General features: G+C 72.8%; 12 protein-coding genes. 8 read left to right on the forward strand and 4 right to left on the reverse strand.

Annotated elements, in window-relative coordinates; all coding sequences use genetic code 11:
• The first annotated feature begins 8 nt into the window (after positions 1 to 8).
• From O7635_RS25840 to O7635_RS25850, 3 genes are read left to right on the forward strand one after another with little or no spacing between them, the layout of a single operon-like run.
• Positions 9 to 1,433 (forward strand): aldehyde dehydrogenase family protein, encoded by a 1,425-nt coding sequence (locus tag O7635_RS25840; RefSeq protein ID WP_278083060.1) that lies wholly within the window; start codon positions 9 to 11, stop codon positions 1,431 to 1,433.
• Entirely contained in the window at positions 1,430 to 3,070 is a 1,641-nt protein-coding gene (locus O7635_RS25845) for a thiamine pyrophosphate-binding protein (RefSeq protein ID WP_278083061.1), read from the forward strand. The genes O7635_RS25840 and O7635_RS25845 overlap by 4 nt, the downstream gene beginning before the upstream one ends.
• Positions 3,071 to 3,087: 17 nt before the next feature.
• Entirely contained in the window at positions 3,088 to 3,603 is a 516-nt protein-coding gene (locus O7635_RS25850; protein WP_278083062.1) for a nitroreductase family protein, read from the forward strand.
• A 4-nt stretch (positions 3,604 to 3,607) separates the two neighbouring features.
• Here O7635_RS25850 and O7635_RS25855 read toward each other — a convergent pair whose 3' ends face one another.
• The 3 genes from O7635_RS25855 to O7635_RS25865 form a co-directional block, all read right to left on the reverse strand.
• Positions 3,608 to 4,345, reverse strand: coding sequence for a VOC family protein (locus O7635_RS25855; RefSeq protein WP_278083063.1), 738 nt, complete (start codon positions 4,343 to 4,345; stop codon positions 3,608 to 3,610).
• Between the two features lie 80 nt (positions 4,346 to 4,425).
• Entirely contained in the window at positions 4,426 to 5,445 is a 1,020-nt protein-coding gene (locus O7635_RS25860) for an aldo/keto reductase (protein ID WP_278083064.1), read from the reverse strand.
• A gap of 14 nt (positions 5,446 to 5,459) precedes the next feature.
• On the reverse strand, positions 5,460 to 6,314 hold the full coding sequence (locus tag O7635_RS25865) for a helix-turn-helix transcriptional regulator (protein ID WP_278083065.1): 855 nt from the start codon (positions 6,312 to 6,314) through the stop codon (positions 5,460 to 5,462).
• Positions 6,315 to 6,453: 139 nt separating this feature from the next.
• On the opposite strand from O7635_RS25865, the gene O7635_RS25870 reads away from it, so the two are divergent.
• Both O7635_RS25870 and O7635_RS25875 read left to right on the forward strand, forming a co-directional pair.
• Positions 6,454 to 7,470: a zinc-dependent alcohol dehydrogenase family protein gene (locus O7635_RS25870; RefSeq protein ID WP_278083066.1), complete on the forward strand. Its 1,017-nt coding sequence runs from the start codon at positions 6,454 to 6,456 to the stop codon at positions 7,468 to 7,470.
• On the forward strand, positions 7,470 to 7,874 hold the full coding sequence (locus O7635_RS25875) for a cupin domain-containing protein (RefSeq protein ID WP_278083067.1): 405 nt from the start codon (positions 7,470 to 7,472) through the stop codon (positions 7,872 to 7,874). The genes O7635_RS25870 and O7635_RS25875 overlap by 1 nt, the downstream gene beginning before the upstream one ends.
• 36 nt (positions 7,875 to 7,910) lie before the next feature.
• On the opposite strand, the gene O7635_RS25880 is transcribed toward O7635_RS25875, so the two are convergent.
• Positions 7,911 to 8,945 (reverse strand): LacI family DNA-binding transcriptional regulator, encoded by a 1,035-nt coding sequence (locus O7635_RS25880; protein WP_278083068.1) that lies wholly within the window; start codon positions 8,943 to 8,945, stop codon positions 7,911 to 7,913.
• Positions 8,946 to 9,188: 243 nt separating this feature from the next.
• On the opposite strand from O7635_RS25880, the gene O7635_RS25885 reads away from it, so the two are divergent.
• From O7635_RS25885 to O7635_RS25895, 3 genes are read left to right on the forward strand one after another with little or no spacing between them, the layout of a single operon-like run.
• Positions 9,189 to 10,019, forward strand: coding sequence for a sugar ABC transporter permease (locus tag O7635_RS25885; RefSeq protein ID WP_278083069.1), 831 nt, complete (start codon positions 9,189 to 9,191; stop codon positions 10,017 to 10,019).
• Positions 10,016 to 10,837 carry a carbohydrate ABC transporter permease gene (locus O7635_RS25890; RefSeq protein WP_278083070.1) on the forward strand — a complete coding sequence of 274 codons (822 nt, stop codon included), beginning with the start codon at positions 10,016 to 10,018 and terminating at the stop codon, positions 10,835 to 10,837. The genes O7635_RS25885 and O7635_RS25890 overlap by 4 nt, the downstream gene beginning before the upstream one ends.
• Complete coding sequence (locus O7635_RS25895) at positions 10,834 to 13,506, forward strand: alpha-L-rhamnosidase (RefSeq protein WP_278083071.1); 2,673 nt, start codon at positions 10,834 to 10,836, stop codon at positions 13,504 to 13,506. Before O7635_RS25890 ends, O7635_RS25895 begins: the two co-directional genes overlap by 4 nt.
• The last annotated feature ends 23 nt before the right edge of the window (positions 13,507 to 13,529 follow it).

Raw genomic sequence — 13,529 nt, forward strand, 5'->3', positions numbered from 1 at the left:
GAGCCGCCATGAACGATCGAAGCATCTTCGTCAACGGTGAGTGGGTCGCGGCACACGGCCGCGAGCTGATCCCGGTGATCGATCCGAGCACCGAGCAGTGCGTGGCCACCGTGCCGGAGTGCAGCACCGAGGACGTCGACGACGCGGTGCGGGCCGCCTGGCTGGCCCGGCCGGCGTTGCGGGCGCTCACAGTGGACGATCGGGTCGCGTCGCTGCGCCGCCTCGCCGACGAGCTGGAGCGCCGGGCCGGCGACCTGGCCGACCGGATCTCGCTGGAGATGGGGATGCCGCGGCACCTGTGCGGGCCCTACCAGGTGGCCTCGGCCATCGGGGTGCTCCGCACGACGGCCGACGAGCTGCCCACCGTGGCCTTCCGGGAACGGATCGGGCACTCGTGGGTCGTGCGCGAGCCGGTCGGGGTGGTCGTGGCGATCACGCCGTGGAACTACCCGCTGCTGCAGACGACCTCGAAGATCGGGCCCGCGCTGGCCGCCGGCTGCCCGGTCGTGCTCAAGCCCAGCGAGCTCGCGCCGCTGGACGCCTACCTGCTCGCCGAGGCGGTCGCGGCGGCCGGCCTGCCGCCCGGCGCGGTCAACGTGGTGATGGGCACCGGGCCGCACGTGGGCGAGAGCCTGGCGCGGCACCCGCAGGTGGCCATGGTGTCGTTGACCGGGTCGACCCGGGCCGGGCGGCGCGTGGCCCAGGTCGCCGCCGCGTCGGTCAAGCGGGTCGCGCTGGAGCTGGGCGGCAAGAGCCCGTCGGTCGTGCTCGCCGACGCCGACCTGGCCGCCGCGGTGCGGCACACCGTCGACTCGGTGCTGGTCAACAGTGGACAGACGTGCACGGCGCTGACCCGGCTCGTGGTGCCCTATCAGCGGTTGGGCGAGGTGGAGGAGCTGGTGTCGGCGGCGATGGCCGGCTACCGGGTCGGTCCCGCGGCCGAGCCGACGTCCGACCTCGGGCCGGTGGCCAACGCCGCGCAGCTGCAGCGGGTGCGGGAGCACGTCGAGCGGGCCGAGGTCGACGGGGCGCGGCCGCTCTGGGCGTACCCGGGGGATCGCCTGCCGGAAAAGGGTTTCTTCGCCGCGCCCGCCGCGTTCGTCATCCCCGACCCGACCATCGACCTGGCCCGCTCCGAGGTCTTCGGGCCCGTGCTCAGCGTGATCCCCTATGTCGACGAGGACGACGCGGTCGCGATCGCCAACGCCACCGACTACGGGCTGGCCGCGACGGTGTGGTCCGCCGACGAGGAGCACGCCCTGCGGGTGGCGGAGCGGATCGAGAGCGGGACGGTCGACCTCAACGGCGCGCCGTTCAACGGCCGGGCGCCGTTCGGCGGTTACAAGCAGTCGGGCCGCGGGCGGGAGCTCGGCCGGTTCGGCATCGAGGAGTTCACCGAGCTCAAGTCCATCCAGACGGGGGTAGGCGGATGACCGGCTTCACCGGTGGCGACGCGGTCGTCGAGGCGCTGCGGGCGCTGGGCGTCGACCGGGTGTTCGTCGTGGCCAGCGTGCACAACCTGCCGATCCTCAACGCGCTGCACCGCGACGGCGGCATCGCCGTGGTCAACGTGCGGCACGAGCAGGCGGCGGTGCACGGCGCCGACGGGTACGCCCGGGTCACCGGCCGACTCGGCGTCGCGATCACCTCGACCGGGCCGGGCGCGGCCAACGCGATGGGCGGGCTGTTCGAGGCCGGCTTCGCGTCGTCGCCGGTGCTGATGCTGACCGGCCAGGTGGAGACCGGGTTCTACGGCAAGGGGCGCGGCTATCTGCACGAGGCCGAGCGGCAGCTGGAGATGCTGCGCTCGGTGACCCGCCAGGCCTGGTCGGTGCGGCGGGCGGCCGACATCGCCGAGGTCGTGGTGGCGGCGGGGCGGGAGGCGTTGACCGGGCGGCCGCAGCCGACCGCGGTGGAGATCCCGGTCGACCTGCAGTACGCCGAGACGCCGCGGACCGGTGTCGTCGCGGCGCCCGTGCCGCGGGCCGCGCCCGATCCCGCGCGGGTGGCGGCCGCGGCCGCCCTGCTGGCCGGGGCGCGGCGGCCGTTGGTCTGGGCCGGCGGCGGGGTCAACCACGCCGGCGCGGCGGACGCGTTGCGGGCGTTCGTCGAGCGGCTCGGCATCCCGGTGGTCACCTCGACCGAGGGACGCGGCGCGCTGCCCGAGGACCATCCACTGTGCCTGGGCTCCCTGGCCACCTACAAGCCCCTGCGGGCCCATGTCGAGCGGGCCGACGCCGTGCTCGTCGTGGGCAGCCGGTTCCAGATGTATCCCACCGGCTTCTGGCGCCTGCGCCTGCCGCCCGCGCTGGTGCACCTCGACGCCGACCCGACCGTGATCGGCCGGAGCTACCCGGCGCGGGTGGCGCTGGTCGCCGACGCCCGCGACGGCCTCGCCGCCCTCGACGCGGCCCTGCCCACCGGCGCGGTCGAGCCGGGCTGGGCCGACGAGGGTCGCGCGGCGGCCGACGCCACCGTCGCCCGCGCCCGCGAGCGGCTCGGCCCGGACCACCGCGGCATCATGGACGCGATCCGCCGCCACCTGCCCCGCGACGGCGTGGTGGTGCGGGACTCGACCGTTCCCGCGTACGTCTGGGGCGACAGTCTCCTCCCCATCCTCTCCTCGCGGACCTCGCTGCGCCCGGTGTCGTCGGCGATCGGCCCCGGCCTGCCGCTGGCCATCGGCGCCGCCGCGGGCGCCGGAGAGCGGACGGTGGTCATCCACGGCGACGGCGGGATCATGCTCACGATCGGTGAGCTGTCGACGCTCGCCCAGACCGGCCTGCCGGTGACGGTGTGCGTGTTCAACGACCGCGGCTACGGCATCCTGCGTGGCATCGAGGCGGCCACGTTCGCCGGGGCCCAGCACGACGTCGACCTGGCGACGCCGGACTTCGCCGCACTCGCGGAGGCGATGGGCGTGCCGGCCGAGAAGGTGTCGGACGCGGCGGGCTTCGAGAAGGCGTTCGCGGCGTCGGTGGCGCGGCCCGGGCCGGCGCTGATCGAGGTCGACCTGCTCGCCCTCGCGCCGATGGATTATCCGATCGGCGGGCACGAGAACGTCGCCTGAACCTAGACTCGGGCCTGATGGAAACGTTGGACGCGATCCGGGCCAGGCGCAACGTCCGCGACTACACGGCCGACCCGGTGTCCGATGAGGATCTGAGTCGCATCGCGGAGGCCGGATGGCGGGCGCCGTCGGCGTCCAACCGCCAACATTGGGACTTCGTCGTCGTCACCGACCGGGGGCAGCTGGCCGAGCTGGCCACCGTGTGGCAGTCGGCCAGTCACATCGCCCGGGCGGCGGCCGCCATCGCGCTGGTCGTGCCCCGGCCGGCCGACGACCGGCAGGCGGCGCTCGACCAGTACGACCTGGGCCAGGCCACCTACGCCATGATGCTCGCCGCGACCGACCTCGGCATCGGCACCGGCCACTCGTCGGTCGGCGACCATGACAAGGCCCGCGCTCTGCTCGGCGTGCCGGCGACCCACGACGTGGCCTACCTGCTCGGCGTCGGCTATCCGGCCGACCGGCCGCTGCGGCCCGTCGCCCGCCCCAACCGCCGCCCGTTCGACGAGGTCGTCCACCGCGGCCGCTGGTGACCGTTCACGTCAGCACGATGTCGACGCCGAGGTACGGGTCCCGGAACGGGATCCCGGCCCCGCCGGCGTAGGCCACCCGGGTGACCGGGTCCGCGCCGGTGAACTCCAGCCGCGCGGGGCTCGGCTCGGCGCCGGGCGGGCAGACCCGGATCCGCACGCCGGGGCCGCGGAACGCGACGTCGGTCGGTGCTCCGCCGGTGATGCCGGTGACCTGGCCGCCGAGCAGCCGGAGCAGCCCCACGGCCCGGGCGGGGTCGGTGGCCTGCCAGGCGACGGCCCGCAGCGCCGCCGTCGTCGCGCCGGCGGGCGGCAGGTCGTCCGGTGGCGGTGGCAGCGGGGCGGGGCCGGCCTGGGCGAGCTGCACGAGGGTGCCGCCGGCCACCTTGGGATGGATGAACGCCTCCTGCCACGACGGGTCGACGGTCCGCACGCCGAAGCAGGGGTAGCCCGCCCTGGTCGCCGCCTCGACCGCGGCCAGCAGGTCGGGCACCTTGAACGTCAGGTGGTGCAGGCCCGGCCCGGTATCGAGAAAGCGCGCCACGAACGGGTTCTCGTCCGTCCGATGTGGTTCGAGCAGCTCCAGGCACATGCCGTTGGCGTAGCGCAGGGTGCTGAACCGGAAGCCCGGTGCGTCGCCGCTGATCGCCCACTCGCCGCCGAGCTGCGCCCGCAACAGCGGCCAGGCGGGCCGCGCCCGGGAAACCGCGATCGAAACATGATCGAGTACGGCGGGAGGCATCATTCCGACAGCCTGCCGGACGTGGCGCCCCCGCGCATCAGGCGGCGTCGACACATCGGCCCGCGAGGGGTTGTGCGTGGACGCTAGCGGCGGCGCGCGGCCGGCTGCAGGGACGGGCTGACCCAGCCGTTGTCGGCGGGGTTGAGGGTGACGCCGGGCGGCACGATCTCGTCGATGCGGTCCAGCACGTCGGTGGTGAGCGCGACGTCGGCCGCGGCGAGCTGTGACTCCAGGTGCGCCATCGTGCGCGGGCCGATGATCGTGCTGGTGATCGCCGGGTGGCGCAGGACGAACGCGATGGCCATCTCGATCAGGCTGATGCCGGTCTCGTCGGCGAGCCGGCCGAGCCGGTCGGCGGCGTCGAGCTTGCGCTGGTTGCCCGGGGTGTCCATGTCGAAGCGGACCTGGGGTCGGGCGGCCGAGGTCGGGCCGGCGCTGTCGCCGTCCTTGCGGTAGCGGCCGGACAGCCAGCCACCCGACAGCGGGCTGTAGGAGAGCACGCCCATGCCGTACCGCTGGGTCAGGGGCAGGATCTCGTTCTCGATGTTGCGGGTGAGCATGGAGTAGGTGGGCTGCTCGGTGACGAACCGCTCCCGGCCGCGGTCGCGGGCGACGTATTGCGCGTCGACGAGCGCGGAGGCGGGGAAGGTCGAGTGCCCGAGGTAGCGGACCTTGCCGGCGCGGACGAGGTCGGTCAGCGCGCCGAGGGTCTCGTCGAGGTCGACGTCCGGGTCGTACCGGTGCATCTGGTAGAGGTCGATATGGTCCGTGCCGAGCCGGCGCAGCGAGTTCTCGACGGCTTGCATGATCCAGCGGCGGGAGCCACCGCGGTGGTTCGGGTCGTCGTCGAACGGCATGAAGAACTTCGTGGCGAGCACGACGTCGTCACGGCGGCCCTTGAGCGCCTTGCCGACGATGACCTCGGACTCGCCCTGCGAGTAGACGTCGGCGGTGTCGACGAAGGTGACGCCCGCGTCGAGCGCCCGGTGGATGATCCGGACACTCTCGTCGTGGTCCTTGGTGCCCCACTGCCCGAACATCATGGTGCCGAGGCAGAGCTTGCTGACCGAGACGCCGGTGCGGCCGAGCGGACGGTGTTCCACGGTTTGCCCTCCTGTCAGGCCGGCGCGGTGGTGGCCGCCCACGTGGCGAGCAGCCGCAAGGCGTCGCCGGCCGGGGTGTCGGCCGCGGCGCTGTAGGCCGTCAGCGTGAGCCCGGGATCGGCGGGCAGCGGCATGGCCTCGAAGGCCACGTCGAGCCGGCCGACGACCGGGTGGTGGAAGTGCTTCGTGCCGGTGTGGTGCAGGCGCACGTTGTGCGCGGCCCAGCGCGTGCGGAAGGCGTCACTGCGCGTGGCGAGTTCCCCGACCAGGTCGGTGAGGGCCTTGTCGTACGGGTCGCGGCCGGCTTCGGTGCGCAGCAGCGCGACGGTGATGTCGGCGGCCTCGTCCCAGCTCGGGTAGAGGTCGGCGGACCGGGCGTCGAGGAAGCAGAACCGGGCGAGGTTGACCGGCCGGTCGGCGGTGTCGAACGCGGGGGCGTAAAGGGCCCGCCCGAGGCGGTTGATCGCCAGGACGTCGAGCCGCCCGTTGCGGACGAACGCCGCCGCGTCGGTCATCGCGTCGAGCAGGGTCCGCACGCCGGGCCGGATCTGCTGCCGCTGGGGCCGCCGCCGCACCTGGGCGCCGCTGTTGGCGGCCCGGGCCAGGTCGAACAGGTGGGAGCGCTCCGCCTCGTCGAGCCGCAACGCCCGCGCGACGGCGTTGAGCACGCTGTCGGAGACGCCGGCCAGGTTGCCGCGCTCGAGCCGCGTGTAGTAGTCGGGGCTCATGCCGGCGAGCAGCGCCACCTCGGCGCGCCGCAGCCCGGCCACCCGGCGGGTGCCACCGAAGTCGGGCAGCCCGGCCTGCTCCGGCGTGATCCGGGCCCGTCGCGTGGCCAGGAACTCGCGTACCTCGTCCCGGGTGTCCATGACAGCCACGTTACGACCCTCGCCACGGGGTAGAGGGGTTCTGCCATTACCTGCTTCGACAGCCACTCCCATCGGCGCCGTCGCCCGGGTTCCATGGACACCGTCACCCCCTGTGAAAGGACCTTCCGTGCTAGGAGCGATGTTGTACGCGCCCGGCGACGTTCGCGTCGAGGAGCGGGCCGCACCCCGGATCGAGCGTCCGACCGACGCCGTCATCCGGTTGGCCGCCACCTGCGTCTGCGGCTCTGACCTGTGGCCGTACCGCGGCATCGAGGACGTCGACGGGCCGAGCCCGATGGGTCACGAGTACGCCGGCGTCGTGGAGGAGGTCGGCGGCGAGGTCCGCGATGTCCGGCCCGGCCAGTTCGTCGTCGGGTCGTTCTTCGCGTCCGACAACACCTGTGAGATCTGCCGCGCCGGCTACCAGTCGTCGTGCGTGCACCGGGAGCCGGTCGGGGCGCTCGGCGCGCAGGCCGAGCGGCTGCGTGTGCCGCTGGCCGACGGGACGCTGGTCGCGACGCCCGAGATGCCGTCGGACGACCTGGTGCCCAGCCTGCTGGCGGCCTCGGACGTGCTCGGCACCGGCTGGTTCGGCGCGGTCGCGGCCCAGGTCGGCCCCGGCAAGACGGTCGCGGTCGTCGGCGACGGAGCGGTCGGGCTGCTCGGCGTGCTGGCCGCGAAGCACCTCGGCGCCGAGCGGATCATCGCGATGAGCCGCCACGCGCCGCGGCAGAAGCTGGCGCTCGACTACGGCGCCACGGACATCGTGACCTCGCGTGGCGATGACGGGGTCGCGGAGATCAAGGAGCTGACCGGCGGGCTCGGCGCGCACTCGGTGATCGAGGCGGTCGGCACCCACGAGTCGATGATGCAGGCGATCCGGGCCACCCGACCCGGCGGGCACGTGGGCTACGTCGGTGTCGCGCACGGCGTCGAGCTGCCCGGCACCGAACTGTTCTTCTCGCACGTGCACCTGCACGGTGGCCCGGCGCCGGTCCGCCGCTTCCTGCCCGAGCTGATCGACCTGATCGTCCGCCGCGAGATCGACCCGGGCCGCGTCTTCGACCTGACCCTGCCGTTGTCCCAGGCGGCGGAGGCGTACCGGGCGATGGACGAGCGCCGCGCGATCAAGGCCCTGCTGCGAGTGGAGAGCTGATGGAACTGCGACCCGTGAGCCCGACCGTGAAGACACCCGCGCAGAACTTCACCGGCGACGTCTACCTGACCCCCGTATACACCGGGTCGGGGCCGTCGCGGATGACGGTCGCGCTGGTGCGCTTCACCCCGGGCGCCCGCACGAACTGGCACAGCCACGCCGTCGGCCAGACCCTGCACGTGACGGAGGGCGTCGGCCTGGTCGGCACCCGCGACGGCACGGTCCTGCGTATCCGCGCGGGCGACACGGTCGTCTGCCCACCGGGCGAGGAACACTGGCACGGCGCGACCGCCGAGACGTTCATGGCCCACCTGGCGATGCTGGAGGCCAAGCCGGACGGCGGCGACCCGACGACGTGGCTGGAGCCGGTCCCCGACGACCATTACCGGTCGACGACCACGTAGCGCGCCGGCCGACTCCCCGCGACAGAATGGTGGCGCTCAGCGCGGCGGCGCGGTCGTGGTGCGGACGACGAGCGTGGGGGAGAGGGTGACCTGGGCCGACCGGCGGCCGCGGTCGCCGATCCGCGCCAGCAGCAGCCGGGCCGCGTCCACGCCGATCTGGCGGCCGGCCTGGTCGACGCTGGTCAGCGACACCTGGCTGAAGGCGGCGAAAGGCGTGTTGTCGTAGCCGGCCACGGAGATGTCGCCCGGCACCGACAGCCCCGCCTCGGCCACCGCGTCCAGCGCGCCCATCGCAGCGATGTCGGCGCCGGCGAAGATGGCGGTCGGTCGGACGGGCCGGGTGAGCAGTTCGCGGGCACCGGTGTAGCCGCCCTCCCGGGTGTACGTCGTCGAGACCACGTCGATCTCGTCGCCGAGCCCGTGCCGGCGCATCGCGAGCCGGTATCCCTCGGCGCGGATCATGTTGGGCATCTCCTCGACGCACGACGGCTCGGTCTCCGGATGGGCGATGTGCGCGATGCGCCGGTGCCCCAGGCCCACCAGGTGGTCGACCACCAGCGCCGCGCCGACGGTGTCGTCGTCGGCGACCATGTCGAAGGTGGCGCTGCGGGCGTGCCGGCCGACGATCACCGTGGGGACGATGCCGGCGACGTGTTCGAGGTGCGCGCGCGGTGAGATCGGCGCGATCAGGATGATCCCGTCCATGCTGCGGTCGATCATCGACTCGATGGTCCGGGCCTCCGCCTTCTCGCCGGCGCAGCCTGGGGCCAGCAGCACCTGGTAGTCCGTGTCGCGCAGCTGGTCGGTCACACCGGCCAGCACCTCGGGGAAGAACGGGTTGGCGATGTCGGGCACCATCACGCCCACGGTGTACGTCTGGCCGCGCAGGCCACGGGCCGCGGCGGACGGGCGATAGCCGAGGTCGGCGATCGCCCGGTGCACGCGGTCGCGCATCGCCGGGCTGGTGCCGTACGCGTTGCGCAGCACCTTGGACACGGCCGTGGTCGACACCTGCGCGTGCCGCGCGACGTCGACGATCGTGACCCGTCGTCGCTGCGCCGGGCGCGTCATGTCCACCTCCCCGCCGCTGTGGAAAACGTTGCCGACCGGCGTGAGGCTACGGACGGGCGGCGGCAACGGCAAGACCCTTGACGTCGTACAGGTGAACTCCTATGGTCGGGCGAAACATTTGGGCAACGTTACCCACGACATCCTCATCGGCCGAGGGATTGGCTGGCACGTTCGATGAAACGTTTCAAAAGACCGGCGTCATCGTCCCGCCCGGGCCCGCCATGGTGGTTCGCCGCCCCGGCCATGGCGCTGTTCGCGTTCGTGGTCCTGGTCCCCAGCGTCCGCGGCGTCTACTACGCCTTCACCGACTGGGACGGGCTCGACCCGAGCTTCTCCTTCGTCGGCCTGGACAACTTCGTGGAGATGTTCCGTGATCCGGACGCGAAGGCGGCGATCTGGCACACGCTGCTGATCGCGTTTTCGATCACCCTCATCCAGAACGGGTTCGGCCTGGCGCTCGCCCTCGGCGTCAACACGATGATCAAATCGCGCCACCTGCTCCGTGTCTTCCTGTTCGCTCCCGCCGTGATCACGCCGATCGTCACCGCGTACCTCTGGCGCAACCTGCTCGCCCCCGACGGCGCCGTCAACAGCTTGCTGGGCGCCGTCGGCCTGCAGTCCTGGCAGCAGAACTGGCTCGGCGACCCGGAGCTGGCCCTCTGGTCGATCGTCGGCGTGATCGTCTGGCAGTTCGGCGGCTACTCGATGGTCATCTTCCTGGCCGGCATGCAGTCGATCCCGCGTGACATCTACGACGCGGCCGCGATCGACGGCACCGGCCCGGTCAGACGGTTCTGGTCGGTGACCCGCCCGCTGCTCGCGCCCGCGTTCACCATCAACCTGATGCTCTCGATCATCGGCGGCATCAAGCTCTTCGACCAGGTGTACGCGCTGACCGGCGGTGGGCCCGGCCACGCCACCGACACGCTGTCCACCCTCATCTACAAGGACGCGTTCACGCTCGGCGAGTTCGGCTACAGCATCGCCCTCGCCGTCGTCCTCACCGCGATCGTCGCGGTCGTCTCCACCGGCCAGTACCTCTTCCTGGCTCGCAACGAGAGGGCGGCGTCGTGAACCGCTACACCCGGCGTACGTTCGGCCTCGAGCTCGTCATGGTCGCGATCGCGCTCGTCGTCGCCTTCCCCGTCTACGTCCTGGTCAACCTCGCGGTCCGCCCACCGTCGGACACCTCGTCGCCGCTGCGGCCGACCCTGAGCCCGACGTTCGGCAACTTCGCGCAGGCGTGGCAGCAGGGCGCGCTGGGCGGCGCGTTGGCCAACAGCGCGCTGGTGACGGTGGCCAGCGTCATCATCGTCATCGCCATCTCGGCCCTGGCCGCGTATCCCTTGGCCCGGGTCACCGCCCGTTGGTCGCGCGGGGTGTTCCTGCTCATCATGTTGGGGCTGATGCTGCCGTTCCAGCTGGCCGCCCTCCCGCTCTACCAGACGATGCGCGACCTGGGCCTGCTCGGCAGCGCCTGGGCTCTCGTGCTGTTCTACTCCGGCCTGCAGGTGCCGCTCACCACGTTCCTCTACATCGGATTCCTGCGCGCGCTGCCGCACGACTTCGAGGACGCCGCGTCGATCGACGGCGCCACGGCCTGGGAGTGCTTCCGGCACGTCGTGTTCCCGATGCTCAAGCCCATCACCGTCACCGCGGTCGTGCTCAACGCGGTCAGCATCTGGAACGACTTCTTCACCCCGCTGCTCTATCTCTCCGGCAGCACGCAGCAGACCGTGCCGGTGGCCATCTCCGGCTTCGTCGGGCAGTACGTCTCCGACTGGAACCTCATTTTCGCCGCCCTGCTGATCAGCATGATCCCGATCCTGGTCGTCTACTTCGCGCTGCAACGCAGCATCATCAACGGCTTCGCCGGAGGGCTGAAGGGATGACGCATCCGTACGGCCTGCGAGCCGAACACCTCGTCGAACCGCTCGGGCTCGACGCCCGCCGGCCGAGGCTGTCCTGGCGCCTGCGCTCCGACCGGCGCGGCGCCGCGCAGAGCGCCTACCGCCTCACCGTCGCCGCTCGCCCGGCCGACCTCGACGACCCTCGTCGCCTGCTCTGGGACACCGGCCGCCGAGCGGGGGAGGAGGGCGAGGTAACCTGGGCCGGCCCGCCGCTGCAGTCGGCGCACCGCTACCACTGGCGGGTCGAGGTCTGGGACGAGCGGGGCGAAGGCCCCCGGGCGGCGCGGAGCTGGTTCGAGACGGGCCTGCTGCACCCGGACGACTGGACCGCGGTGTGGATCGCACGCGATCCCGGCAGCCTGCCGCTCGTCGACCCGCCGACGGACGAGGACGAGCCGACCCGGCCGGCCCTCCAGCTGCGGCGGGCTTTCCAGCTCGGACAGGCGCCGGTGCGCGGCCGCCTCTACGCCACCGCCCGCGGTGTCTACGAGCCCCGACTCAACGGCCGGCGCGTGGGCGACGTCGAGCTCGCGCCCGGCTGGACCGAGTACCACCACCGCATCCAGTACCAGACCTACGACGTCACCGACCTGCTCCGCCCAGGCGCCAACGTGCTCGGCGCGCTCGTCGGCGACGGCTGGTGGTCGGGATACGTCGGCTTCGACCCGCGCCGCGCCGCCGGGCACTACGGCGACCACCCCAGCTTCCTGGCGCAGCTGGTCGTCGACTTCGCCGACGGCTCGCGACAGGTCGTCGCCACCGACGCCGACTGGGTCGAACGACCCGGCCCGATCCGCTTCGCCGACCTGCTGATGGGGGAGCACGTCGACGCCCGTTTCGCGGCGCCGGGCTGGGACGCGCCGGACGGCGCCGACGCCGGCTTTACCGCGGTGCGGGTCGACGCCACCGCGCCCGGACCGCTCGTGGCCGAGCCGGACCAGCCGATGCGCGTGACGCGCGAGCTGCGGCCGGTGGCCGTGGACCGCCGGTCACCGGGCCGGAGCATCGTCGACTTCGGACAGAACCTGGTCGGCCGGGTGCGGCTGACCGTGCGTGGCGCCACCGCCGGTCAACGGATCACCCTGCGACATGCAGAGGTTCTCGACGACGGCGAGCTCTACCTCGCCAACCTGCGCCGCGCCCTGGCCACCGACAGCTATGTCGCCGCCGGCGCCGGCGAGGAGGTTTTCGAGCCACGGTTCACCATCCACGGCTTCCGTTACGTGGAGGTGGCCAACCACCCGGACGGGATCGAGGTCGTCGCCCGGGTGCTGCACAACGACATCCCGTTCGACGGCTCGTTCGAGTGCTCGGACCCGCTGGTGAACCGGCTGCAGTCCAACATCGTCTGGGGCCAGCGCGGCAACTTCGTCGCGGTGCCCACCGACTGCCCGCAGCGGGACGAGCGGCTCGGCTGGCTGGCCGACGCGCAGATCTTCGCGCCCACCGCCAGTCGCAACGCCGACGTCTCGGCCTTCCTCGCGCGCTGGCTGCGCGACGTCGTCGACGGTCAGGACGCCGACGGGGCCTTCCGGGACGTCGCGCCGGCGGTGGGCCTGGACCGGGAGGCCGCCCCGGCCTGGGGTGACGCCGGTGTGCTCGTCCCGTGGCACCTCTGGCGCGCCTACGGCGACCGGGCGGCGCTCGAGCGCTCGTTCCCGTCGATGGTGGCCTGGGTCGACCACGTCCGCCGGCACAACCCGGACCTGCGCTGGCGGCGACACACCGGCAACTCCTACGGCGACTGGCTGCAGGTCGACGCGTTGACGCCGCGCGACGTGCTGTCCACGGCGTACTTCGCGCGCAGCACCGAGATCGTCGCGGACGCGGCCGAGGTGCTCGGCCAGCACGACGTCGCGGCGGCGCACCGCGGGTTGCACGGCGCGATCCGCGCCGCGTTCGTCGACTCGTACGTGGGCGACGACGGCACGGTGGAAGGCGGCACGCAGACCGCGTACCTGCTGGCGCTCGCGTTCGGCTTGGTGCCGGCGCCGCTCGTGCCCACCGCCGTCGGGCACCTCGCGGCCGACATCGAGAAGCGCGACGTCCGGCTCACCACGGGCTTCCTCGGCGTGGCCCTGCTCTGCCCGGTGCTGGCCGACCACGGGCGGGCCGACCTGGCGTACGCGCTGCTGCACCAGGAGGAGTTCCCGAGCTGGGGTTACACGATCCGGCACGGGGCCACGACGATCTGGGAGCGGTGGGACGGCTGGACCGAGCACGGTGGCTTCCAGTCGGCCGCGATGAACTCGTTCAACCACTACAGCCTCGGCAGCGTCGGCGACTGGCTCTTCGGCCGCGTCGCCGGCATCGACCAGACGCCCGGCTCCGTCGGCTACCGCGAGCTGTGGTTGCGCCCGACGCCGGGTGGCCGCCTCCACTGGGCCCGTGCCCAGCAGGAGACCGTGCGCGGCACGGTCGCGTGTGGATGGTCTGTGAAGGACGGTCGGATCACCGTGACCGTCGCCGTGCCGCCGGGGAGCAGCGCGCTCCTCGAGATCCCCACGTCGGATGCCGCCGGCGTCAAGGAAGGCGGCCGACCCGCCGCCGCACAGCCGGGCGTGGACACGGTCCAGCCGTCAGCCACCGGAGTCACGGTCCGGCTGGCGTCGGGGCGCTACACCTTCAGCGCCGCACGCCAGGGCGCCTAACTCAGAACGCACCAACAGGAGTG

Source organism: Asanoa sp. WMMD1127 (genome assembly GCF_029626225.1).
Lineage (GTDB): Bacteria > Actinomycetota > Actinomycetes > Mycobacteriales > Micromonosporaceae > Asanoa.